The 22,190-nt window shown below is 45.5% G+C and carries 16 protein-coding genes, 3 tRNA genes, 1 rRNA gene and 1 pseudogene; 17 read left to right on the top strand and 4 right to left on the bottom strand.

Annotated elements, in window-relative coordinates:
- Positions 1–304: 304 nt before the first annotated feature.
- The 3 genes from rrf (at position 305) to birA (ending at position 3,365) form a co-directional block, all read left to right on the top strand.
- Positions 305–420, top strand: a 5S ribosomal RNA gene (gene rrf, locus DVO77_RS15280).
- Between the two features lie 943 nt (positions 421–1,363).
- On the top strand, positions 1,364–2,413 hold the full coding sequence (gene murB / locus DVO77_RS15270) for a UDP-N-acetylmuramate dehydrogenase (protein WP_249038189.1): 1,050 nt from the start codon (positions 1,364–1,366) through the stop codon (positions 2,411–2,413).
- A complete protein-coding gene (gene birA / locus DVO77_RS15265) occupies positions 2,406–3,365 on the top strand; it encodes a bifunctional biotin--[acetyl-CoA-carboxylase] ligase/biotin operon repressor BirA (protein ID WP_110456987.1) in 960 nt (319 codons plus the stop codon). The genes murB and birA overlap by 8 nt, the downstream gene beginning before the upstream one ends.
- Positions 3,366–3,408: 43 nt before the next feature.
- Here birA and coaA read toward each other — a convergent pair whose 3' ends face one another.
- Positions 3,409–4,359: a type I pantothenate kinase gene (gene coaA / locus DVO77_RS15260; RefSeq protein ID WP_110456986.1), complete on the bottom strand. Its 951-nt coding sequence runs from the start codon at positions 4,357–4,359 to the stop codon at positions 3,409–3,411.
- A 234-nt stretch (positions 4,360–4,593) separates the two neighbouring features.
- Between coaA and DVO77_RS15255 the strand changes: the two genes are divergently transcribed.
- From DVO77_RS15255 to DVO77_RS15235, 5 genes and pseudogenes are all read left to right on the top strand, one after another.
- Positions 4,594–4,669: transfer RNA gene (locus DVO77_RS15255), tRNA-Thr, on the top strand.
- Positions 4,670–4,676: 7 nt separating this feature from the next.
- A tRNA-Tyr gene (locus DVO77_RS15250) sits at positions 4,677–4,761 on the top strand.
- Between the two features lie 35 nt (positions 4,762–4,796).
- A tRNA-Gly gene (locus DVO77_RS15245) sits at positions 4,797–4,870 on the top strand.
- 186 nt (positions 4,871–5,056) lie between these two features.
- Positions 5,057–5,440 (top strand): annotated as a pseudogene (locus DVO77_RS15240) (GTP-binding protein); the annotation flags it as partial.
- Positions 5,441–6,119: 679 nt separating this feature from the next.
- Positions 6,120–7,391 carry a CinA family nicotinamide mononucleotide deamidase-related protein gene (locus tag DVO77_RS15235; RefSeq protein ID WP_119978915.1) on the top strand — a complete coding sequence of 424 codons (1,272 nt, stop codon included), beginning with the start codon at positions 6,120–6,122 and terminating at the stop codon, positions 7,389–7,391.
- A 16-nt stretch (positions 7,392–7,407) separates the two neighbouring features.
- Here the strand turns inward: DVO77_RS15235 and DVO77_RS15230 are convergent, their stop codons facing one another.
- Complete coding sequence (locus DVO77_RS15230) at positions 7,408–7,950, bottom strand: YceB family lipoprotein (protein ID WP_119978914.1); 543 nt, start codon at positions 7,948–7,950, stop codon at positions 7,408–7,410.
- On the bottom strand, positions 7,950–10,586 hold the full coding sequence (gene ppc, locus DVO77_RS15225; protein ID WP_119978913.1) for a phosphoenolpyruvate carboxylase: 2,637 nt from the start codon (positions 10,584–10,586) through the stop codon (positions 7,950–7,952). The genes DVO77_RS15230 and ppc overlap by 1 nt, the downstream gene beginning before the upstream one ends.
- 520 nt (positions 10,587–11,106) lie before the next feature.
- Here ppc and argC point away from each other — a divergent pair.
- The 5 genes from argC (at position 11,107) to argH (ending at position 16,570) form a co-directional block, all read left to right on the top strand.
- Positions 11,107–12,090: an N-acetyl-gamma-glutamyl-phosphate reductase gene (argC, locus tag DVO77_RS15220; protein WP_119978912.1), complete on the top strand. Its 984-nt coding sequence runs from the start codon at positions 11,107–11,109 to the stop codon at positions 12,088–12,090.
- Between the two features lie 22 nt (positions 12,091–12,112).
- Positions 12,113–12,898 (top strand): acetylglutamate kinase, encoded by a 786-nt coding sequence (gene argB, locus DVO77_RS15215; protein ID WP_110458996.1) that lies wholly within the window; start codon positions 12,113–12,115, stop codon positions 12,896–12,898.
- A gap of 47 nt (positions 12,899–12,945) precedes the next feature.
- Complete coding sequence (locus DVO77_RS15210; RefSeq protein WP_119978911.1) at positions 12,946–13,851, top strand: ornithine carbamoyltransferase; 906 nt, start codon at positions 12,946–12,948, stop codon at positions 13,849–13,851.
- 64 nt (positions 13,852–13,915) lie between these two features.
- Positions 13,916–15,133 (top strand): argininosuccinate synthase, encoded by a 1,218-nt coding sequence (locus DVO77_RS15205; protein WP_110458998.1) that lies wholly within the window; start codon positions 13,916–13,918, stop codon positions 15,131–15,133.
- 72 nt (positions 15,134–15,205) lie between these two features.
- Positions 15,206–16,570: an argininosuccinate lyase gene (gene argH, locus DVO77_RS15200; protein ID WP_119978910.1), complete on the top strand. Its 1,365-nt coding sequence runs from the start codon at positions 15,206–15,208 to the stop codon at positions 16,568–16,570.
- Positions 16,571–16,671: 101 nt separating this feature from the next.
- On the opposite strand, the gene DVO77_RS15195 is transcribed toward argH, so the two are convergent.
- A complete protein-coding gene (locus DVO77_RS15195; RefSeq protein WP_119978909.1) occupies positions 16,672–19,221 on the bottom strand; it encodes a penicillin-binding protein 1A in 2,550 nt (849 codons plus the stop codon).
- 186 nt (positions 19,222–19,407) lie between these two features.
- On the opposite strand from DVO77_RS15195, the gene DVO77_RS15190 reads away from it, so the two are divergent.
- The 4 genes from DVO77_RS15190 to DVO77_RS15175 are packed head-to-tail and all read left to right on the top strand — an operon-like array spanning position 19,408 to position 22,185.
- Entirely contained in the window at positions 19,408–20,487 is a 1,080-nt protein-coding gene (locus DVO77_RS15190; protein ID WP_110459001.1) for a pilus assembly protein PilM, read from the top strand.
- A complete protein-coding gene (locus DVO77_RS15185) occupies positions 20,475–21,053 on the top strand; it encodes a PilN domain-containing protein (RefSeq protein WP_110459002.1) in 579 nt (192 codons plus the stop codon). Before DVO77_RS15190 ends, DVO77_RS15185 begins: the two co-directional genes overlap by 13 nt.
- Positions 21,050–21,670: a type IV pilus inner membrane component PilO gene (locus DVO77_RS15180; protein WP_110459003.1), complete on the top strand. Its 621-nt coding sequence runs from the start codon at positions 21,050–21,052 to the stop codon at positions 21,668–21,670. The genes DVO77_RS15185 and DVO77_RS15180 overlap by 4 nt, the downstream gene beginning before the upstream one ends.
- Complete coding sequence (locus tag DVO77_RS15175; RefSeq protein WP_110459004.1) at positions 21,670–22,185, top strand: pilus assembly protein PilP; 516 nt, start codon at positions 21,670–21,672, stop codon at positions 22,183–22,185. The genes DVO77_RS15180 and DVO77_RS15175 overlap by 1 nt, the downstream gene beginning before the upstream one ends.
- Positions 22,186–22,190: the final 5 nt, after the last annotated feature.

Here is a 22,190-nt window from a genome sequence, read left to right as displayed (position 1 = left end):
ATAGGCAAGGTGTGTAAGCGTTGTGAGGCGTTGAGCTAACTTGTACTAATGACCCGTGAGGCTTAACCATACAACCCAAAAGGGTTTCGAGTTAATGGTTAACTTTAGCGAAAGAATACAGACACTTGATTTAGTGTGACTCAATTTTAAAACAGCTTTCTAAATTTATAATTTTGGTTAATTACGCAGGTAATTGTTTGGCTGACAAAGCCGTAACGAGCGAGGCGCGGAGTGTACTTTAGTACATGAGCACTGTAGCGAGGAAACAATGCCGTCAGACGGACAATTAACCAGTAAGAATTTGTCTGGAAACCATAGCATTGTGGTACCACCTGATCCCATCCCGAACTCAGAAGTGAAACGCGATCGCGCCGATGGTAGTGTGGGGTCTCCCCATGTGAGAGTAGGTCATTTCCAGATGCCTAATACGTCAAAGCCCGTTGCTAATGCAACGGGCTTTTTTCGTTTAACCGCTATTGAAATTATCACTCGAAAATGGGGAAATAAAAAGTCCGAACGTAGTGAGGCTCAAAACCATGTGGAGGTCGATAAATGTTCCAGACAATACCGACACTTCCGCCATCCTTGGCGGTCGTAGGGGGCAGCGTCTGCGCTTATTAAGCGCAGCTTGATGCTGGACCTGAACGCGGAGAGCTAGCTCGAAGCTGACCATGATAAGACGCCTAATAAAGCAAAAAGCCTTAGCATAATACGCTAGGGCTTTTTGCTTTCTACGCTCCCGTGAAAGAATCACTCCGATGTCGGTCGATAAATGCCCCATACCATATTGGCACTTCCGCCATCCTTGGCGGTCGACTGTCGCTAGCGGACTCCCCAGCACTCTGTGAAGGGGATTTTTCGTTTAACCGTTGTTGAAATTATTACTCGAACATGGGGAGGAGTGAGACATCTGCAGTTATCAAACAAAACTTGATACTGGCTTGGTAGTCAATTATTCCTGTTATTTCCTACATCTATATAGGTCTGCGCCGGGTCATGGTGTGGGCGAGCTCTAAGTAGATCATCACAAACCCATTTTTGATTTCATTTTAAAAGTGAATGCATATAAGAGTGCTCGAAAAGAGTTGCCAATACCAGATGTGAATGTCAATCGATAATGTCTTTGCTAGCGCAATAGGCGAAATCGCTATTTACTGGATAACATCATCCGCATACGCTAAATGTATGACTATGGAGTTGGTGATCTATTATTTTCAATTGAACATATTACGAGTGATAGTACTCTGCATGTATTTATATTGGCCAAATGAGATTTGATATGTTTATGACATGACTTGGGAGGTAATCTGTCTTGAGATCTGATCGATAAAAATGAGGCTAACGGTTACAATAGCGTTTTGTCATGTCAATCAGAATTATGGACTCCATTATTACTTATTCATTAGCCACGCATAATACTCTGGGTATAGATGTCAGTTGTGAGCACTTAATTAAAGCGACAGATGAGCTACAACTCATCGATACCTGCCTTGATGCTGCTAATAAAAAGCGGCCGTTATTGGCTATTGGTGGCGGTAGCAATATCGTGTTAACTGATAGTTTTAAGGGGATCGTGGTGCTTATTGCGACTAAAGGCATTAATGTTGTTGAGGATCAAGACTGTTTTCATTTGTCGGTGGCTGCAGGTGAGAATTGGCATGAATTAGTACAATTTTGTTTAACGCATAATATGCCAGGTTTAGAAAATCTAGCCTTAATCCCAGGTTCTGTCGGAGCTGCTCCTATCCAAAATATAGGCGCATATGGCGCTGATTTTTCGCAGTTTTGTGAGTGGGTGGAATATTTAGATCTTACCACTGGTGAGCGTGTTCGCCTCGATGCCGAGCAATGTCTATTTGATTATCGGGATTCGATTTTTAAATCGACATTAAAAGATAAAGCGGTGATTTTAAATGTGGGCCTTCGCTTAGAAAAAGAGTGGCGCCCAAATTTAAGTTATGGTCCATTACAACAATTATCTGCCACTACCCTGACACCAACAATGATTTTTGATTGTATCTGCGCGACTCGTAGCAGTAAGCTGCCTGATCCGGCGGCATTAGGTAATGTGGGTAGCTTTTTTAAAAACCCTATCGTATCTAGTGAACACTTTACTCAATTACAGCAAGAGTATCCTGCTATTGTTGGCTACCCGGTGAATGTTGATAAGGTAAAGTTAGCTGCGGGTTGGCTTATCGAGAATGCGGGGTTGAAAGGCCACGCTATTGGTGGGGCGGCCATACATTTAAAACAAGCCTTGGTTATCGTAAATGTCGACAAAGCCACAGGGGCTGACGTCTGTACATTAGCGCGTGAGGTGATACAGCGGGTTAATCAAATATATTCGGTTTATTTAGAGGTTGAGCCACGTATCATCGGTGCAGTAGGGGAAAGGGAATTAAATGATGCATGAACAATGGCTGCGTAAACGTGCAATTATTAAATCACTCGCAGGTGGAGAGTTTGTTTCTGGAGAAGCACTCGCTCATGAGCTTGGGATCTCAAGGGCTGCCATCAGTAAGCATGTGGCAAGTCTAGAAGAATTTGGGGTCGATATTTATAGTGTTAAAGGGAAAGGCTATAAGTTGTCGACTCCATTATCTCTTATCGATGAGCAACGTTTGAAGGCGCAAATTAAAGGTCGTTGTTTTTACTTTAATGATATCAATAGCACGAATGCGTTTTTATTAAATCATGTCAATGAGCTCAGCAGTGGTGATATTTGTGTTGCCGAGCATCAATCGGCAGGGCGAGGTCGAAGAGGCCGCACTTGGGTTTCACCTTATGGTTGCCATCTATACACATCTTTTTATTGGCAATTTTCACAAGGTATGTCGCAAGCAATGGGGTTGAGCCTTGTGGTGGGCTGTTCATTAGTCTCAGTATTACGTAGGTTAGGCGTCGATGGGATCGGGGTTAAGTGGCCTAATGATATCTATCTTAATCATAAAAAATTAGCCGGTATTCTCATTGAGATGAGTGGTCAGGCTGACTATGAATGTAATTTGGTTATTGGAATAGGGATTAACCTTTCGATGTCGGCAGCACAGGCGGATAAGATTGATCAGCCTTGGAGTGATCTGTCTGAGTTAAGCCAACAACCTGACAAGACAGAACTAATGATAGCGCTGCAGCAGCAACTGGTGAGCGATCTTAGTTTGTTTGAATCGCAAGGACTTAAGGCGTTTAAACAACGTTGGCGAGAAGCCGATTTATTTGACGGTAAGGTGGTTAAGTTGCTGATGGGCGATAATAGCGTAGAAGGTATCTGTTGTGGCATAGATGAGCAGGGAGCCATTTTGCTTGATAACGGGAATGGTATAAAGGCGTATGTTGGCGGTGAAATATCGATGCGTCCACTTTAAGGCACAGTTAAACATACATTAGCAATGCTCGCTCTATATTGTCCTATTTACGTAACAGCACCTGATTCATCATATGATCAGTGCCTTTGCTTAAAATCAGATGTGCCCTATCGCGGGTCGGTAAGATATTTAAATTAAGATTGGGGCCATTGATACTGTCCCAAATATTGGCAGCGATACGAGTAGCTTCAGCATCGTTGAGATCTGAATAGTGATGAAAATATGAATTTATATCGCTAAATGCTCCCTGTCTAAACTGTAAGAATCGCGATATATACCACTGTTTCAGCAGTGACTCATCCGCATCCACATAGATAGAAAAGTCTACAAAATCAGATACAAAAGGCTGTGAGATTGCTACATGGCTGTCTTGACTGGTTTGCAAGACATTCAACCCCTCGATAATAAGAATATCGGGTTGTTCAATAACTTGTTGAGTATCGGCAACTCTATCGTAGGTTATGTGTGAATAGATGGGGGCGTGGACTGTACTTTCGCCGGCTTTTATTTTGGAGATAAATTCGACTAACATCTTCATATCATAGCTTTCGGGAAAGCCTTTACGTTGCAGTAAACCACGACGCTTTAATTCTGCTAATGGATATAAAAAACCATCAGTGGTGACCAGGTCGACTTTTGGGTGTTCAGGCCACTGCCTTAATAAGGCTTGCATGATACGTGCAGTGGTACTTTTACCCACTGCAACACTGCCAGCGATACTAATGATGTAAGGGCGTTTAGGGGGCTCTCGACCGATAAATTGGCTTAATACTAGGCCGCGTTGTTGTTTGGCACCGATGATAAGGTTTAATAGTCGACTAAGAGGTAAGTAAATATCGGTGACTTCATCGAGTGAGATAGATTCGTTAATACCGCGTAAGTCTTCGAGATCTGCTTCACTGAGGGTGAGTGGTACCGATTTTCGTAGTTCAGCCCATTGCTGGCGCTCGAAAGCAAGATAAAGCGCATTGTGAATTTGATTAGTGGCTAACATGGATAAATCTCCCCTTAGGCAACGCACAGTACACCATCGTCTTTATGTGAACAACTGCAAAAATGCTATTCCTACAGCAGGGAATAAGTAATGACTCTTTTCTGCCTGAATAGTGCACAGCAAGTGATGCTTTTGGTGGAAAAAGCGCCGCTTAAGCGTTTTTTTTATAGATATTTCAAATTAGCTATTGCACTTGTGCTCATGATTCCCTAATATCCGCTACCGAAATGACACGCCGGCATAGCTCAGTTGGTAGAGCAACTGACTTGTAATCAGTAGGTCCCGAGTTCGACTCTTGGTGCCGGCACCATTTCTCTGGAGGGGTTCCCGAGTGGCCAAAGGGATCAGACTGTAAATCTGACGGCTCAGCCTTCGAAGGTTCGAATCCTTCTCCCTCCACCATTTTTTAGGTAGTTAGGTAACCTTAGTTAGGTTGCGCGGATGTCGTATAATGGTATTACTCCAGCCTTCCAAGCTGATAACGCGGGTTCGATTCCCGCCATCCGCTCCAATTTTCGCTGATTGTGCCCATATCTAAGAGCAATCCCATCTAAAAGGGTCAGTTCTCGATAACTGCCTTCAGCTCCTGCTAAAGTCCCCTAATTATCTTAATGAATCGATTCGATGACATAAAATGCATCGGATTTTTTGTTGTATGTAGATTTCATCACCAAGTATCTCTAATTGGGGCAATACCATGGCTAAAGAAAAATTTGAACGTAGCAAACCTCACGTAAACGTGGGCACCATCGGTCACGTTGACCATGGTAAAACCACTCTTACTGCAGCAATCTCTGCTGTATTGACTAAGACATATGGCGGTGAAGCTCGTAACTTCGCACAAATCGATAACGCTCCAGAAGAGCGTGAGCGCGGTATTACAATTAATACTTCTCACATCGAATATGACACTCCAACTCGTCACTACGCACACGTAGACTGCCCAGGTCACGCGGATTATGTTAAAAACATGATCACTGGTGCTGCACAGATGGACGGCGCTATCCTAGTAGTTGCTTCTACAGATGGTCCAATGCCACAAACTCGTGAGCATATCCTGCTTTCACGTCAGGTTGGTCTAATAAAGCAAAAAGCCTTAGCATAATACGCTAGGGCTTTTTGCTTTCTACGCTCCCGTGAAAGAATCACTCCGATGTCGGTCGATAAATGCCCCATACCATATTGGCACTTCCGCCATTCTTGGCGGTCGACTGTCGCTAGCGGACTCCCAAGCACTCTGTGAGGGGGATTTTTCGTTTAACCGTTGTTGAAATTATTACTCGAACATGGGGAGGAGTGAGACATCTGCAGTTATCAAACAAAACTTGATACTGGCTTGGGAGTCAATTATTCCTGTTATTTCCTACATCTATATAGGTCTGCGCCGGGTCATGGTGTGGGCGAGCTCTAAGTAGATCATCACAAACCCATTTTTGATTTCATTTTAAAAGTGAATGCATATAAGAGTGCTCGAAAGAGAGTTGATACTGCATGTTGTTAACGCAGCAGGCTTGTTGGTATTTTGGCTTACCTTGTCTGTTTCTAGTATCTCTGTGCTTGCCATATTCATATAGGCAGCCCAAGGCATATCGGGTGTGAAGTGGTTATAACTGCGCTCAGGGATTTTTGATGGTGACGAGTCAGCGCATTAATGTCGATACTACCTAGAGGAGCTGTCTATCGCTCGAAAATTGTATTGCTATTGAGCCTTGTGTTGCCTACCTTATGGCAAGATAAGTACGTGGTCTCAAGGGATAGATATGAAAATAGAGATGATTTGCACTGGTGAAGAGGTGCTTTCTGGACAGATTGTAGATACCAATGCCGCGTGGGTAGCCAATGCATTGATGGATCATGGCATAGAGATGCAGCAACGTGTCACCGTTGGCGATAGATTGGATGATTTGGTACAGGTCTTTCAAGAAAGAAGCCAACACGCTGATATTATTTTGGTTAATGGTGGCTTAGGGCCGACCAGTGATGATCTATCTTCGCTAGCGATGGCCAAGGCCAAAGGTGAATCATTGGTCGAGTGTGCTAAATGGCGCGCTCGTCTTGAAGAGTGGTTCACACGCAATGGTCGTCAAATGCCGCCGAGTAACCTTAAACAGGCGCTGCTACCTGAGTCGGCAATCATGGTTGATAACCCAGTGGGCACGGCTTGTGGTTTTCGGGTAAAGCTCAATCGAGCTTGGTTATTCTTTACGCCGGGCGTGCCATTTGAATTTAAACGTATGGTTGAAGAGCAATTTATTCCGTTTGTTAAGCAACAGAGCGATACCCGTGTCGAAGTTGAAGTGTATAAATTGCTAACAATTGGCAGTGGTGAATCCGTATTGGCTAATCAACTCGAGGAGTTAAGTTTACCGGAGGGGCTGACTTTAGGTTATCGCTCGTTTATGCCGTATATCGAAATTAAATTATTTGCTCGTGGGGCCGAGTCGATTGCACAATTACCTGAGGTTGTAACTGTTATAAAGCAGCAACTTGGTGTGTGTGTGGTGGCGGATAATAGTGATTCATTAGCTAAGGTCGTGCATCAGCAACTCCTTGAGCAAGAATGCAGTTTGAGTGTGGCAGAGTCTTGTACGGGGGGAATGATCGCTAGTAACCTTGTGGCTTTTGCAGGGAGTTCTGGTTATTTACACCAAGGATTAGTCACTTACAGTAACGAGTCTAAGATTAAAGTGCTCGGGGTTAAATCGACAACACTCGATGAGCATGGGGCTGTCTCAATTGCGACTGTCACAGAGATGGCGCAAGGTGTGCGAGGTCTTTTAAACAGTGATTATGCTTTGGCAACTAGTGGCATTGCTGGTCCAGATGGGGGGACAGAGCAAAAGCCAGTAGGTACTGTCGCTATTGCTCTGGCCACGGAAAGTGGCACCTATAGTCAAATGCTCAAGTTTCCGGGACGATCTAGGGAGCTCGTACGCGCCCTAAGCACTGCGGTAGCTTTCGATATGTTACGACGCGCACTGTTACAGCAAGCCGTGATTGTTGATTATGGTTATTACCACAGAGTGGAATAGTGATTAAGGTATATTTTTAATTTTTAAAAATCAGTTTTAATTTACCCGGAGTGACCTCAATTCGTTGGGTCATATCGGCAATTAATGCCTGATTGCTTTGTTGGGTATCGAGCACATAAACGGGTTGAGTCTCAAGAAAGTGGGTTAAAAACCCCATCAGTTGTGGCGCTATGGGTGCGATAGCTGTTTCGATATCTTTAGGCGTTGAGGCGACTTCAACCAAACGCAGTTGGCGTAGATACACACTGTGGGTGTTGGCGTCATACCAAGGCTTGGCTTCAAATTGTGTGGTTAACTTTGCCGTGAGTGGCATCAAGGGGTTACGTACCTTAACTGTACTACTGGCAGTAATGGCCATGATGTCAGGTTTATGCCCTAATTTCACAGCCACATCATTAACGCGCATTTCAATGCCAAACAGGGTATTACCCTGCTTGGTGTCGAAATGTATAGCATCATTAAGATAGTTGCTGAGTTGTTTTTCGCTGATGCTGTATTGACTGGCGCACCCAGTCAATAGCAGCAAAATACTCAGCATCGCTATGCGCAAAAGGTTCATCAACCGGTATTTCTCATGCCTGCTGCAACGCCTGCAATGGTGAGCATTAGGGCTAATTCGACATTGCTTGATGCGGCCTCATCTTTGCGGGTTCGGGCCAGTAGCTCTGCCTGTAAAAAGTTTAGGGGATCGATATAAGGGTTACGAAGCTCAACCGATTCTCGATTCCATGGGGTATGTGACATCAAGATTTCTGCTTGAGTCAGCGCTAACACCGCCTTAATACCCGTGGCCATTCTGCTGCGTAACTCCTCACCAAGATGGTGCAACTCTTTGGGTACTAAGCAGGTTTCGTAATATTTAGCTAGATTAGGTTCGGCCTTGGCATAGACCATCTCTAACATAGAGATACGAGTTTCAAAAAATGGCCATTGCTGCTCCATCTCTTGTAGTAGTGCTAGCTCGCCGCGATCGGCTGCCGCTTGTAAGGCTTCGCCTGCGCCTAACCACGCTGGCAGCATAAGGCGGTTCTGTGACCAAGCAAAGATCCATGGGATCGCCCTAAGACTCTCAATTCCGCCATCTACACGGCGTTTGGCCGGACGACTTCCTAATGGTAGCTTACCCAGTTCTACCTCGGGGGTTGCTGCACGGAAGTAGGCGACAAAGTCAGGTTCGTCTCTGACTATCCCACGATAGGCTTTAACCGAATCGGCTGCTAGCCGCTCCATAGCATCACGCCACTCAGGCTTAGGCTCAGGCGGTGGTAAGAGCGTCGCTTCCATCACGGCCGAGGTGTAGAGTGCTAAGCTTTGTACCGCTAATTTGGGAAGGCCAAATTTAAAGCGGATCATCTCACCTTGTTCTGTTACGCGGATGCGTCCATCTACTGAGCCAGGCGGTTGGGATAAGATCGCTTTGTGTGCCGGTCCGCCCCCACGGCCAATGGTGCCGCCACGACCATGGAACAAAGTGAGTTTAATATCGGCTCGTTTACATATTTGTACTAGCTGCTCTTGAGCGCGATATTGTGCCCAAGCTGCTGCCATAACACCGGCATCTTTGGCTGAATCTGAGTAACCTATCATCACCTCTTGACTACCTTTACAGTAGCCACGATACCAGTCGATATTAAATAGCGCTGACATGCAGCTTGAGGCATTGTTGAGATCATCTAAGGTTTCAAACAATGGCACCACACGCATGGGGTGCGGACAGCCGGCTTCTTTTAGCAATAACAGTACGGCTAGCACATCCGAGGGTTGGCTGGCCATGGAGATCACATAGGAACCCAGCGCTTTAGCTGACTGATTGGCGACCAATCTAACGGTGCTTAAGACCTCTGCCACATCATCACTGGGTTGCCAATTATGCGGGATGAGTGGGCGCTTACCCGTAAGTTCTCTAAGCAAGAAGGCTTGTTTTTCGTGTTCATCCCAGTGGTGGTAATCCCCTAAGCCTAAGTAGCGGGTAAGTTCGGCGATGGCATCGCTATGGCGCTGAGCATCTTGGCGAATGTCGAGTCTTAGCATGTGGATGCCAAAACAAGCGATACGGCGCAGCATGTCGAGCAATAAGCCGTTAGCAATCAGGCTCATGCCTGACTCTGTGAGGCTGTTGTACAGCAAAGTAAGCGGCTGCTTTAGATCATCTTCATGCCAAATGAGGGTGCTTAAGTCCACTTCGGGAGAATGCCCCTCGAGTCGCAAGTTTAGGTAATCTATGGTATCGCGTAATTTTTGTCTTAAGTCTCGCAGCACATCTCGGTAAGGCTCATGACTATGGTTAGTGAGTGCTGACAGCTCTGCGTTCGCCTCTTCCATTGACAGTTCATTGACCAGCAGCACCACATCTTTAAGGTAGAGTCTTGCCGCCGTATGACGGTTACGATCTAAGACTTCTTGGGTAATTTTTGCGGTAACAAAGGGGTTGCCATCACGGTCTCCTCCCATCCAACTTGAGAAGCGCACTGGGGCGATATTGGTGGGCAGCTGTTTGCCGGTACGCTCTTCAACTTGTTCATTGAGTTGACGTAAAAAGTCTGGAATGGCCTGCCACAATGACGCTTCAATAGTGCTCAATCCCCAGCGGGCCTCATCGACGGGTGTTGGGCGTTCATGGCGGATCTCATTGGTATGCCAGATTTGCGCGATCAGTTGGCGTAATCTAAGGTGGTTCTGCTTTTTTTCGCGCTCGGTGAGCTGTGGGTTTTCTAAGGCTGCGAGAATGTCGACGACTGCCGAGTATTTTTGTATCAGCGTGCGTCGAGAAATTTCAGTTGGATGGGCTGTCAGTACCAAATCGATATCGAGTGTTTGTAAGCACTCGAGCATTTTGTCTTGATCAACTCGTCCATTAAGCATCCGCCCGAGCAACTGCTCTACAGGATCGGGCACGCAGACTAATTCGTCGCAATTTCTACTGATGGTGTGAAACTGCTCGGCAATATTGGCAAGGTTTAAAAATTGATTAAAGGCTTTGGCAAATGGCACTAACTCATCATCGGGAAGGGCGGCTAATAGCGTCAGCATCTGCTCTCTTGCCGCATCATCTCCTTGGCGTGAACTTTTAGCCAAGTGCCTAATCTGTTCAATTTTATCTAAAAATGGCTCATCCAAGTGGGTGCGAATGGTATCGCCTAAGATCTGACCTAAAGTCCCTACATTGGATCGTAACGATGCGTACATATCAGCCATAAATGCTCCATACCTCTAAATTAATCATTCACAATACCCAGCCAATTAGGCTGCGGTCAAGATAGCATATCTGGATATTACAAACTTATGTGCTTCACATCACTGCTTAGCGACACTTAAGTTGCATTGTTATTGCATTATCACTCCTGTTTTGGGATTGCTGCGGGCTTTATGGCGGTAGCCTAGTTATCGGCTACTATCCTAGGGCTGGGTTGAGTATCAACTAGCCAAAAAAGCATCAGTTATGACCCATTTTCGCAAAAATCACTATAAATATATATTCACGCATGTTGCATAAATAATTTCTCGTGATAATCTATCAAGCAACTTAAGGCCAGCGCCTTTATCTACAAGTGTATTATTGAGACGACAAATGAAGATTTCATACTTAAAAACGGATTATAAGGTTAGCTACACAAACTTCCTGCGACGATAAACTTGTCATGTTGGTATCTCTACCAGGGCTTAAGTAGTGCCCCCTCTTTTTCCTTTATGGTTAATTAATAAGAAGTCTATAAGTATGAAAAACATCGCAATAATTGGCGCCAGTGGATACACAGGTGCACAGATAACTGCATTAATTCAGGCCGATAAAGAGTTACAGATACAAGGTCTGTATGTGTCTGAAAACAGTCTCGATAAGGGCAAAGCCCTGGCCGATTTATATCCTGTATATTGCCATATCACCTTACCGCTATTACCGCTTTCTGAAGCTGCTAAGCAGACAATAATTGCAGAGGCCGATGCTGTCGTGTTGGCGACTGATCATGGTGTCAGTTTGCATCTTGCCGCTTACTTTTATGCTCAAGGGTTAACGGTGTTTGACTTAAGTGGTGCTTATCGGTTTGCCGATGCGCAGCAATACCCTAAATGGTATGGTTTTGAACATGAATATCCAGAGGTGCTTGCTAACGCGGTTTATGGGTTGGCTGAATGGAATCATGCTGCAATTGCAAACAGTAAAATGATTGCTGTACCAGGCTGTTATCCTACCGCTTCATTGACAGCCCTAAAGCCATTAGCTGCATTACTAGGTGAAAGCCTGCCGGTGATCAACGCGGTCAGCGGAGTGACTGGCGCCGGGAGAAAGGCGCAGCTGCACACCAGCTTTTGCGAAGTAAGCCTCACTCCTTATGGCGTGTTAGGGCATAGGCACCAACCAGAAATTGCAACTCAGTTGGGTAAAGAAGTTATCTTCACGCCGCATCTTGGTAACTTTAAACGTGGGATTTTAGCCACGATTACGGTGCAGCTTAAAACCGGGGTGACTGAAGCCGACATAGCCAATGCGTATAGCGTCTACAATGAATGCCCACTGGTTCATGTATATCAACATCAATTTCCTAAGATCGATGATGTCGTGCTGACGCCCAACTGTTTATTAGGTTGGAAATTCGATGCACAAACGGGGTACCTCGTAGTGGCGAGTGCAATCGATAATTTGATGAAAGGGGCAGCTAGCCAAGCTCATCAATGCATAAAGATTCACTTTAATTATTCATAATCAAATTCACGAGAGCATAGCCATGATATCTTCACAGCAACCTTTAGTACTTAAAGTCGGTGGCGCGCTATTACAGTGCGAAATGGGAATGGCTCGCTTAATGACCACAGCAGCCAATATTATCAAAACAGGACAAGCTGTCATTATGGTGCACGGTGGTGGTTGTTTGGTGGATGAGCAATTGGCCGCCAATGGCATGCAAACCGTTAAGCTTGACGGTTTACGGGTCACGCCAGCCGAGCAGGTACCGATAGTCGTGGGGGCGTTAGCAGGGACATCCAACAAGATATTACAGGCGGCGGCAGTTAAAGCCGGTGTGACCTGCGTAGGCATGAGCCTAGCCGATGGCGGTATTGTCTCGGCGCAGATAAAGGATGAGCAGCTGGGATTTGTCGGCGAAGTTAGCCCAAAAGATGCGACCTATCTGAATTTTATTTTGGCACAAGGCTGGATGCCCATCGTCAGCTCCATTGCTGTGGATGACTTAGGTCAGCTATTAAATGTCAATGCCGATCAGGCAGCAACCGTTTTAGCTAAATTGGTTAATGGCAAATTAGTTTTACTGTCTGATGTGAGCGGCGTACTTGATGGTAAAGGGCAGCTTATTACCTCTTTGAATAAGGCCGAAGCCGCTGAGTTGACTCGCCAAGGTGTTATCGACAAAGGCATGAAAGTTAAAGTAGAAGCGGCTTTAGAAGTGGCGCAGTGGTTGGGGCAACCCGTGCAGGTTGCTTCATGGCGCGATAGTGCTCAGTTAGCGGCATTGGTGCAAGGTGAAGCCATCGGTACTCAAGTACTGCCGCAATAACCTTGATTGCATATTCGCCAAGGATTTTTATTTTCAGGAGTAGAGTTATGAACCACCTATTATCGATTAAAGAGCTGAGCCAACAAGAGTTGGTGGAATTACTGTCATTGGCTAAAACGATCAAAGCGAATCCTAGTGACTACCGCACCGCATTAGACGGTAAGAGTGTGGTGATGTTATTTGAAAAGCCTTCACTACGCACTCGTGTTAGCTTCGATATCGGTATCAATAAACTCGGTGGTCATAGTGTCTATTTAGATCAACAAAATGGTGCCTTAGGCCAGCGTGAACCCGTGTCAGATTTTGCCGCTAACATCTCTTGCTGGGCCGATGCGATTGTGGCGAGAACCTTCTTACATTCAACCGTTGAGGCGCTTGCCGAGCACGGTACAGTACCTGTAATTAATGCCTTATCGGATATGTATCACCCTTGCCAGGGCTTAGCCGATTTTCTTACCTTGGCAGAACAATTTGACGATTTGAGTCAACTTAAATTGGCTTATGTTGGCGATGGTAACAATGTGACTCACTCCTTGATGTACGGCGCGGCATTATTGGGGGCCACCATGACGGTTATCTGTCCTCAGGGACATTTCCCCGATGGCAAGGTTGTACTCGAAGCGCAAAAAATTGCCGCGGCTCACGGTGGCGAGTTAATGTTAACCACAGATGTTGACAAGATTGCCGGTCACGATGCGATTTATACCGATACTTGGATCTCCATGGGCGACAACACCAGCCTCGATGACATTAACGATAAATTTGGCCCTTATCAGGTTAATAGCACCATGATGCAAAAGGCTGGAGCAAAATATTTTATGCATTGCCTACCAGCTTACCGCGGCGTAGAGGTAACTGCCGATGTGGTCGATGGCGAAGGGTCATTGATTTTACAGCAGGCCGAAAATCGTATGCATGCACAAAATGCCGTATTAGTGACACTATTAAGTTAATTAATTTCCCCTACAACACCATTGAATGCCTTGGCGTTCATGAATACATCATTAGGAAAGAGTCATGAGTAACGAAACAACAGCAGTAAAAAAAGTGGTATTGGCCTACTCAGGCGGTTTAGATACTTCGGCAATTATCCCTTGGTTAAAAGAGACCTACGATAACTGTGAAATCATCGCTTTCTGTGCCGATGTTGGGCAGGGTGAAGCAGAGCTTGAGGGGTTACATGAGAAGGCTATCGCTTCGGGTGCATCAGAGTGCCATATTGTCGATTTAAAAGAAGAGCTGGTGGCCGATTATATCTATCCCACTATTGCCACGGGGGCCATTTATGAAGGGACATATCTACTGGGTACTTCTATGGCTAGACCGATTATTGCCAAGGCTCAAGTGGAAGTGGCTCGTAAAGTAGGCGCCGATGCTTTATGCCATGGCTGTACGGGTAAGGGCAATGATCAGGTGCGTTTCGAAGGCTGTTTTGCTGCTCTGGCTCCCGATCTGAAAGTGATTGCGCCATGGCGTGAGTGGGAGATGGTGAGCCGGGAAGATCTGCTCGACTACCTTGCCGAGCGAAATATTCAAACCACAGCTTCGGCGACTAAGATTTATAGCCGCGACGCTAATGCTTGGCATATTTCTCACGAAGGTGGTGAACTAGAGGACCCATGGAACGAGCCAAGTAAAGGGGTTTGGACCATGACGGTGGCGCCAGAAGATGCCCCAAATGAAGCGGAATATGTGTCAATCGAGGTGGAAGCTGGCCGCGTCACCAAGGTTAACGGTGAAGCATTATCACCGTATGCGGCGCTCATGACACTTAACACCATTGCCGCGGCACACGGTGTAGGCCGTATCGATATTACCGAAAACCGCTTGGTGGGGATGAAGTCACGTGGCTGTTATGAAACTCCAGGTGGCACAGTGATGTTTGCCGCGCTGCGGGCGATTGAAGAGTTAGTGCTAGATAAGAGTAGTCGTGAATGGCGTGAGCAAGTGGGCGCGCAAATGGCTCATTTGGTTTATGACGGTCGTTGGTTTACGCCGCTGTGTGAATCACTGCTGGGGGCATCGCAGCCGCTGGCAAATCTGGTTAACGGTGAAGTGGTGATTAAGCTCTATAAAGGGCAAGCACAGGCAGTGAAGAAGCGTTCTCCCAATAGCCTATATTCAGAAGCTTTTGCCACCTTTGGTGAAGATGACGTTTATAACCAGAAAGATGCTGAAGGTTTCATTCGTTTATATTCATTAGCTAGCCGCATTAGAGCATTAAACGCTAAGTAATTTAATCAGTTTACCGCTTGCAAGGGGCGAGTTATCGCCCCTGTATTTTTACCGAATGAAGAGGATATCGAGATGGCGTTATGGGGTGGAAGATTTAGCCAAGAGAGCAGTGCACTGTTTAAACTTTTTAACGATTCGTTGCCCGTTGACTATCGCTTGATCGAAGAAGACATTGTGGGCTCGATTGCGTGGGCCGATGCGATCGCCTCGGTTGGTATTTTAACTGATGTTGAATGTATCGAATTAAAAAGTGCGCTTAATCAGCTTCTCGATGAAGTTAACGACAAGCCTGAGTTAATTTTGGCCTCTGGTGCTGAAGATATTCACAGTTTCGTCGAGCAATCACTGATCGCTAAGGTGGGCGACTTAGGTAAAAAATTGCATACGGGTCGTTCGCGTAATGATCAGGTGGCCACCGATCTTAAGTTATGGTGCAAAAAAGAGGGGCAAAGCCTATTAGGTTTGTTGGGTAAACTTAGAAGTGCCTTACTGGATTTAGCCGAACGTGAGCTCGATGCTGTTATGCCTGGCTACACCCATCTTCAACGTGCTCAGCCCGTGGCATTTGGTCATTGGTGTTTAGCCTACGTTGAGATGTTCGAGCGTGATATTAGTCGCTTAGAGGATGCGTTGAAACGCGCCGATACTTGCCCTCTGGGCACAGGTGCGCTAGCGGGTACGGCTTATTCTATGGATCGTTATGCGCTGGCGAAATCGTTAGGGTTCGCATCACCGACCCTGAACAGTTTAGACACTGTCTCGGATAGAGACCATGTGATTGAATTATGTAGCGATGCGTCGATCAGCATGATGCACTTAAGCCGTATGGCCGAAGACTTAATCTTCTTTAATAGCGGAGAGGCGGGTTTTATCGAGTTAGATGATCAAGTCACTTCTGGCTCATCATTGATGCCACAAAAGAAAAACCCAGATGCATTAGAGCTGATTCGGGGTAAAACTGGCCGCGTTTACGGCAGCTTAGTGGGGATTTTAACCACCATGAAGGCGCTACCGCTAGCCTACAATAAAGATATGCAAGAGGACAAAGAGGGGCTATTTGATGTCATGGATAGCTGGTCCATTTGCTTAGAAATGGCGGCGTTAGTGTTGTCTGGTTTAAAGGTGAATCGTGAAAATACCCTTAGGGCTGCGCAGCAAGGATATGCGAATTCGACTGAACTGGCGGATTATCTGGTTGCTAAAGGGATGCCTTTTAGAGAGGCGCACCATGTGGTCGGGGAGGTAGTCGTGGCCGCGATTGCTGAGCAAAAGCCGATTGAAGATTTTACACTATCTAGCTTACAGACCTTTGCCAGCGTGATTGAGCAAGACGTTTACCAATGCCTGACTATCGATTCATGCTTGGCTAAGCGTGAAGCTTTAGGTGGCACAGCATTAGCGCAAGTCAAAGCAGCGCTGAGTGCTAAGTTGGTATAACCGTTATCGTTATTGCGTTTATATGAAAAAACCTGCCGTGGCAGGTTTTTTTATGGTCAAGATCCTGGCTTCAATGAGGCCTAATTGCCTATTTGCATCGCTTACTGGAATAGCTCTTCTACGGCATCATCGATAAAAATATCATCTTGCTGCTGTGGCTCGGTAGCCATCTCAGTAGGCTCGGTACCACTGACAAAGTATTCAAACGCACTGGTATGGTCAGTTTTGCGGCTAAGCTTACCTGTGGCTAAATCAATGCGCGCCGATACAATCCCCTTCGGAGGTTGCGACGGCTCTTCAGGCGTATTGGCGAGTGCATTTTTCATAAACTCGTTCCAGGCCGGTCCAGCCGTTTTTGCTCCGGCTTCGGCGCCCGATATTTGATCTTTTTCACCATTAGCGTTCCAAGCGGTGCGTCCCAGCTCTTTGCTGTGATCATCGAACCCAACCCACACCGTGGTGACCAGTTTTGGATTGAAACCACTAAACCAGGTGTCACGAGATTCGTTGGTGGTACCCGTTTTACCGGCAATATCACGTCGGTTCACTACGCGAGCGGCGCGCCATGCGGTGCCGTTCCAACCAGTGCCTTTGCGCCAATCACCCCCGCCCCAAATAACACTTTTAAGTGCATCGGTAATTAAGAAAGCGGTTTGCTCTGAAATAATGCGCTCGGCATGACGCGCTTCAATAGGGCAACCATTTACGCTTACCGCTTGAGATAATTCATTAGTTGTCTCTGCACTGGTGGTCAGTTCTGTCGCTGTGATCAATGCAGGCAAGGTATCATTAGGTGTATCGTCGATTTCGGGGGTACAGGCAAATGTCGGATTTGACTGTTCAATCGTTTGTTCGTAGGCGTTATCAATATGGTCGATATAGTAGGGCTCGACGCGATAACCTCCATTAGCGAACGCCGAAAACGCGGTGACCACCTGCAATGGTGTTACCGAAGGTGAGCCCAATGCTAATGACTCATTTTTGGGCATATCTTCTCTATCGAAACCAAAACGAACTAACGTATCAATGGTCTCTTCTAAGCCGACATAACGCATGGTTCGAACAGACATGACGTTAATGGATTGGGCTAGGCCAACACGTAAGCGAGTCGGGCCTGTGTATCTGTCGGGGGAATTTTTAGGTCGCCATGCTGTGCCTTGACGGATGTCGGCGTTATTAATGGGCGCATTATTAATCAAGGTCGCGAGGGTGTAGCCTTTTTCTAGCGCGGCAGTATAAATAAACGGCTTAATGTTAGAGCCCAGCTGACGTTTCGCTTGGGTGACGCGATTATATTGGCTGGTGTGGAAACTGTAGCCGCCAACCAAGGTCTTGATGGCGCCGTTATGTGGATCAAGAGAGACAATGGCGCTAGCCACTTCTGGAATTTGAGATAGCTGCCAAGTCTCTGCGTGGCGGATCCAAATTTGCTCACCGACATTTAATATCTCGCTCGCTGCTTTAGGGGCACGGCTTTGACGTGAGTTGCTTATGAACTTACGTGCCCATTTTAATCCTTGCCACTCTAGAGTAATTATCTGTCCCTCTGCGGTAAGTACTTGGGCACTTTGTTCACCCACTTTAAGCACGGCTGCCGGTTCTAATCCTTGGAAACCTTGTGTTTGTTTGAGCTGCTCGATAATGCTTTCGTTTGCTGGTATGGCAGCGGCTGGTTGCCACAGTACCTTGGTTGGACCGCGGTAGCCGTGGCGCTCATCATAAGCGTAAACATTATTTCTTAAGGCTTGCTGTGCTAGCTGTTGTAGCCTTGAATCAATTGTGGTGTAAACGTTATATCCACCTGTGTATGCTTCTTCTTCACCATATTTTTCTGCTAGGTAATCACGTGCCATTTCAGATATATAGGGGGCGTACAGCTCAACTTCTGCGCCGTGATATTCCGCAGTAATAGGAGCGGCTATCGCTGCTAAGTATTCCTGTTCGGTAATATTATTTTTTTCGAGCATGCGGCTAAGTACCCAGTTACGACGATTGATGGCGCGAACGGGGTTGCGAATGGGGTTAGCTGCGGATGGCGCTTGCGGCAGACCGGCAATCATTGCCATTTCGGGTAAGGTGAGTTGCGCGAGCTCCTTACCGTAATAGACTTGAGCCGCAGCGCCTACACCATAGGCTCGGTTACCTAAAAATGAACGATTGAGATAGAGGGTGAGGATCTCTTCTTTGTTCAGTGCTTTCTCAATTTTAAGGGCTAAAAAAATCTCTTTAATTTTTCGGATGTAGGTTTTTTCTCTGGATAAGAAAAAGCCTCTGGCGACCTGCTGGGTAATGGTACTGGCCCCTTGGCTCTTTTTGCCCGTAGTCGCCAAAATAAAGGCTGCACGAACGATACCGATAGGATCGATCCCTTTGTGCTCAAAGAAACGCGCATCTTCGGTGTCCAGTACTGCGTTTATCAGTTGTTGGGGTACCTGTTCATATTCAACTGGGATACGACGTTTTTCACCAAACTGTGAGATGAGTTTGCCATCGGCACTGTAAATTCGTAACGGAGTCTGCAATTTTACCGTTTTAAGGGTGGTAACATCGGGTAGATCGGGAAGCACATAAAAATATGCAGCGGCAATAGCACCTACTCCCAAAAGAGTGAGGCTAAATAGCGCGATAATAATTCGTTTAAACCACTTCACCAGATTATTCCAATAAATAGAGCAGGCACAACAGTATATAAGGCGAGAGGCTATTGGTGAAGCAAAAAAGGTTGTCAAAAAAATGGCAATTGTAAAAGTGATAAACATTTTGTACAAATAGCTATAACAGATTGATTTTGTGCTAATCTAATTCTTGAAATTATAACAATAAAGTGGCGATATATTATGCTTTCAAATTTATGGAAGCGTCAGGCTCCGCAGATGGTGGGTATCGATATCGGTTCTCACGAAATTAAAGCAATCCTGCTGAGTAAGACTGCTGATGGTTATAAAATATTGAGTCATGCAGCGGTACCTGTAAAAAAAGGAGCCGTTAACGATCATGAAGTGCGCGATACCGATGCCGTTTTAGAGTCGCTTAAATTGATTAAGCGTGCATTACCGAAATCGGTCAAATACGCTGCCGTTGCTGTATCGGGATCGGCGGTGATGACAAAGGTTATCTACATGGACGCTTCGCTTAGCGAAGAAGAGATGGAGACTCAAATTGAGATTGAAGCCGATAACTTGATCCCTTATTCACTCGATGAGGTCAGTATCGATTTTGAAACGCTCAATGTGAATAGTACCGATCCCTCAAAAGTGGATGTATTACTTAGCGCTTGTCGAACCGAAAATATTGATGCCAGAGTCGATAGTTTGGATGATATTAATCTTGAGACTAAAGTCGTCGACATCGAAGGTTATGCCTTAGGGCGTTCGTTTGAGTTAGTGGCAGCACAACTACCTGACGGTGGAAAAGATAAAATCGTTGCGCTGGTGGATATTGGTGCCAATATGACCACTTTTTCAGTGGTTGAAGGCGGAGAGACGACCTTTATTCGCGAACAAGCGTTTGGTGGTGAGCAGTTTACTCAATCAATTTTATCATTTTATGGCATGTCTCATGACCAGGCCGAAACCGCTAAGGTTGAAGGTTCTCTTCCTCGCAATTATATGTTCGAAGTGCTATCTCCTTTTCAAAATCAGTTATTACAACAAATAAAACGTACATTACAAATTTACTGTACCTCCAGTGGTAAAGATAAAGTCGATTATATTCTCTTGTGCGGTGGCACCTCAAAACTCGAAGGTATGGCCAACTTATTAACCAATGAGCTGGGTGTACAAAGCGTAATTGCCGACCCCTTTGCAGGTTGTTTGCATGCCGATGATGAAATTAAAACGCGCCTGCAGCCAACAATTAATAAATATATGGTTGCGTGTGGATTAGCGCTTAGGAGTTACTCTCAATGGCGAACATAAATTTACTTCCATGGCGAGAAGAGGCACGAGAAAAACATAAACGCGATTATTTAGGCATATTAATGGCTGTTTTTATCGGCGCTTCACTACTGGTTTATGCGGCGTTAATGGTCATCGATATGATGACCGAAGAGCAACGTGGCAGAAATGCCTATTTGCAATCTGAAATTCAATTATTAGAAACGCAGATAGCCGAAATTAAGAAAATTCGTGAGCGTAAAAAAGATATTGAACGTCGTACCGAGATTATTCTTAATTTACAGCAGGCGCGAAATTTACCGACACATGTGTTAGATGAACTGGTGCGCATTGTCCCTCCTGGAATATACCTATCAAGTATCGAAAAGAAGGGCAGCTTGTTATGGATAGAAGGGCGGAGTGAATCTAATAACAATGTGGCCAATATGATGCGTAAAGTGACAACATCATTATGGCTTCATGATCCTAATATGCAGTCTATCGTTTCTCAAAATGAAGCGATGCGCCAACTACAGCGATTCAGTTTACGTGTTTCTATTAGTGACGAGAGTGCAGAAAGTAATACTGCCCAAGGAGCGAGCAAATGAAACTCGATCTGAGTGAATTTAACGATGTCGACTTTGAAAACATTGGGGGTTGGCCAACTCAGGTTAAAGTTGTCTTTGCAACGTTACTGGCAATTCTTATCTTTATTGCTAGTTACTTCTTATTTGTTTCAGATGCCATCGATACGTTAAATCGCGAACAAGATAAAGAACTCACACTGCGAGATGATTTCAAAGCGAAATATCAATTAGCGGCTAATCTTAAATTATATCGTGAGCAACTTACCGAGATGGAAGTTCAGTTTGCTGAGTTACTTAAAATGTTACCTTCGCAAAATGAAATGCCAGGATTGCTAGATGATCTTACGTTTGTTGCCACCGACTCGGGTTTGGGGATCGAAAGCCTCGAATGGCAAGAAGAGATCCAACGTGATTTCTATATCGAGTTCCCCATTAGTATGTCGGTGACAGGGGATTACCATGAGATGGGGCAGTTGGTAAGTGATGTGGCCAAATTACCTCGTATCGTGAGCTTACATGATTTCGTGATTAAGCGGAGCGACCAGGGGCAGTTAGCGATGGAGATCTTAGCTAAGACTTATCGTTTTAAAGAAGGTGTTCAGTTACCTAACGATAAAAATGCCAAGGGGGCTAAGTAATGAAACAGCTACCCTGGTTAGTGTTAATTATTGCTTTAACAGGTTGTATGGGGGATCGCAGCGATATAGAGGAGTTTGTGACCACAACTAAGGCGCAGCATGTCGCTTATGTTCCGCCATTAAAACAACCGCCGACATTTGAACATTTTGTCTATCAAGCCCATTTGATGCGCAGCCCATTTGTGCCACCATCACGTGAATTAACTGAAGAGGTTATCGATACGACAAAAGATTGCCTCCAACCAGATTTAAAACGCCGTAAAGGACGATTAGAAACCTATGCGTTAGATAATTTAAAAATGCGTGGTACGTTAAGTGAAAAGGAAACGATTTGGGCACTAATAGAAACAAACGATGGCAGTGTTTATCGATTAGGTATCGGTGAGTATTTAGGGTTGTATCACGGGCGAATTGCTAAAGTAACACCGCAAACAGTCGAAATAATAGAATTAATTCCTGATGGTTCAGGTTGCTGGGCTGAAAGATTAAGCAACATGGAGCTCACTGGTGAATAACAAGC

Source organism: Shewanella algidipiscicola (assembly GCF_003605125.1).
Lineage (GTDB): Bacteria > Pseudomonadota > Gammaproteobacteria > Enterobacterales > Shewanellaceae > Shewanella > Shewanella algidipiscicola.
This window is presented reverse-complemented; position numbering and strand designations above follow the sequence as displayed.

What these genes read in the sequence shown, in the direction of transcription:
- DVO77_RS15210 (WP_119978911.1), top strand. Translation starts at nt 12,946, where the DNA reads ATGAACCACCTATTATCGATTAAAGAGCTGAGCCAACAAGAGTTGGTG.
- DVO77_RS15230 (WP_119978914.1), bottom strand. Translation starts at nt 7,950, where the DNA reads ATGAACCTTTTGCGCATAGCGATGCTGAGTATTTTGCTGCTATTGACT.
- argH (WP_119978910.1), top strand. Translation starts at nt 15,206, where the DNA reads ATGGCGTTATGGGGTGGAAGATTTAGCCAAGAGAGCAGTGCACTGTTT.
- DVO77_RS15185 (WP_110459002.1), top strand. Translation starts at nt 20,475, where the DNA reads ATGGCGAACATAAATTTACTTCCATGGCGAGAAGAGGCACGAGAAAAA.
- DVO77_RS15190 (WP_110459001.1), top strand. Translation starts at nt 19,408, where the DNA reads ATGCTTTCAAATTTATGGAAGCGTCAGGCTCCGCAGATGGTGGGTATC.
- birA (WP_110456987.1), top strand. Translation starts at nt 2,406, where the DNA reads ATGCATGAACAATGGCTGCGTAAACGTGCAATTATTAAATCACTCGCA.
- murB (WP_249038189.1), top strand. Translation starts at nt 1,364, where the DNA reads ATGTCAATCAGAATTATGGACTCCATTATTACTTATTCATTAGCCACG.
- argC (WP_119978912.1), top strand. Translation starts at nt 11,107, where the DNA reads ATGAAAAACATCGCAATAATTGGCGCCAGTGGATACACAGGTGCACAG.
- coaA (WP_110456986.1), bottom strand. Translation starts at nt 4,359, where the DNA reads ATGTTAGCCACTAATCAAATTCACAATGCGCTTTATCTTGCTTTCGAG.
- DVO77_RS15235 (WP_119978915.1), top strand. Translation starts at nt 6,120, where the DNA reads ATGAAAATAGAGATGATTTGCACTGGTGAAGAGGTGCTTTCTGGACAG.
- ppc (WP_119978913.1), bottom strand. Translation starts at nt 10,586, where the DNA reads ATGGCTGATATGTACGCATCGTTACGATCCAATGTAGGGACTTTAGGT.
- DVO77_RS15205 (WP_110458998.1), top strand. Translation starts at nt 13,916, where the DNA reads ATGAGTAACGAAACAACAGCAGTAAAAAAAGTGGTATTGGCCTACTCA.
- DVO77_RS15175 (WP_110459004.1), top strand. Translation starts at nt 21,670, where the DNA reads ATGAAACAGCTACCCTGGTTAGTGTTAATTATTGCTTTAACAGGTTGT.
- argB (WP_110458996.1), top strand. Translation starts at nt 12,113, where the DNA reads ATGATATCTTCACAGCAACCTTTAGTACTTAAAGTCGGTGGCGCGCTA.
- DVO77_RS15180 (WP_110459003.1), top strand. Translation starts at nt 21,050, where the DNA reads ATGAAACTCGATCTGAGTGAATTTAACGATGTCGACTTTGAAAACATT.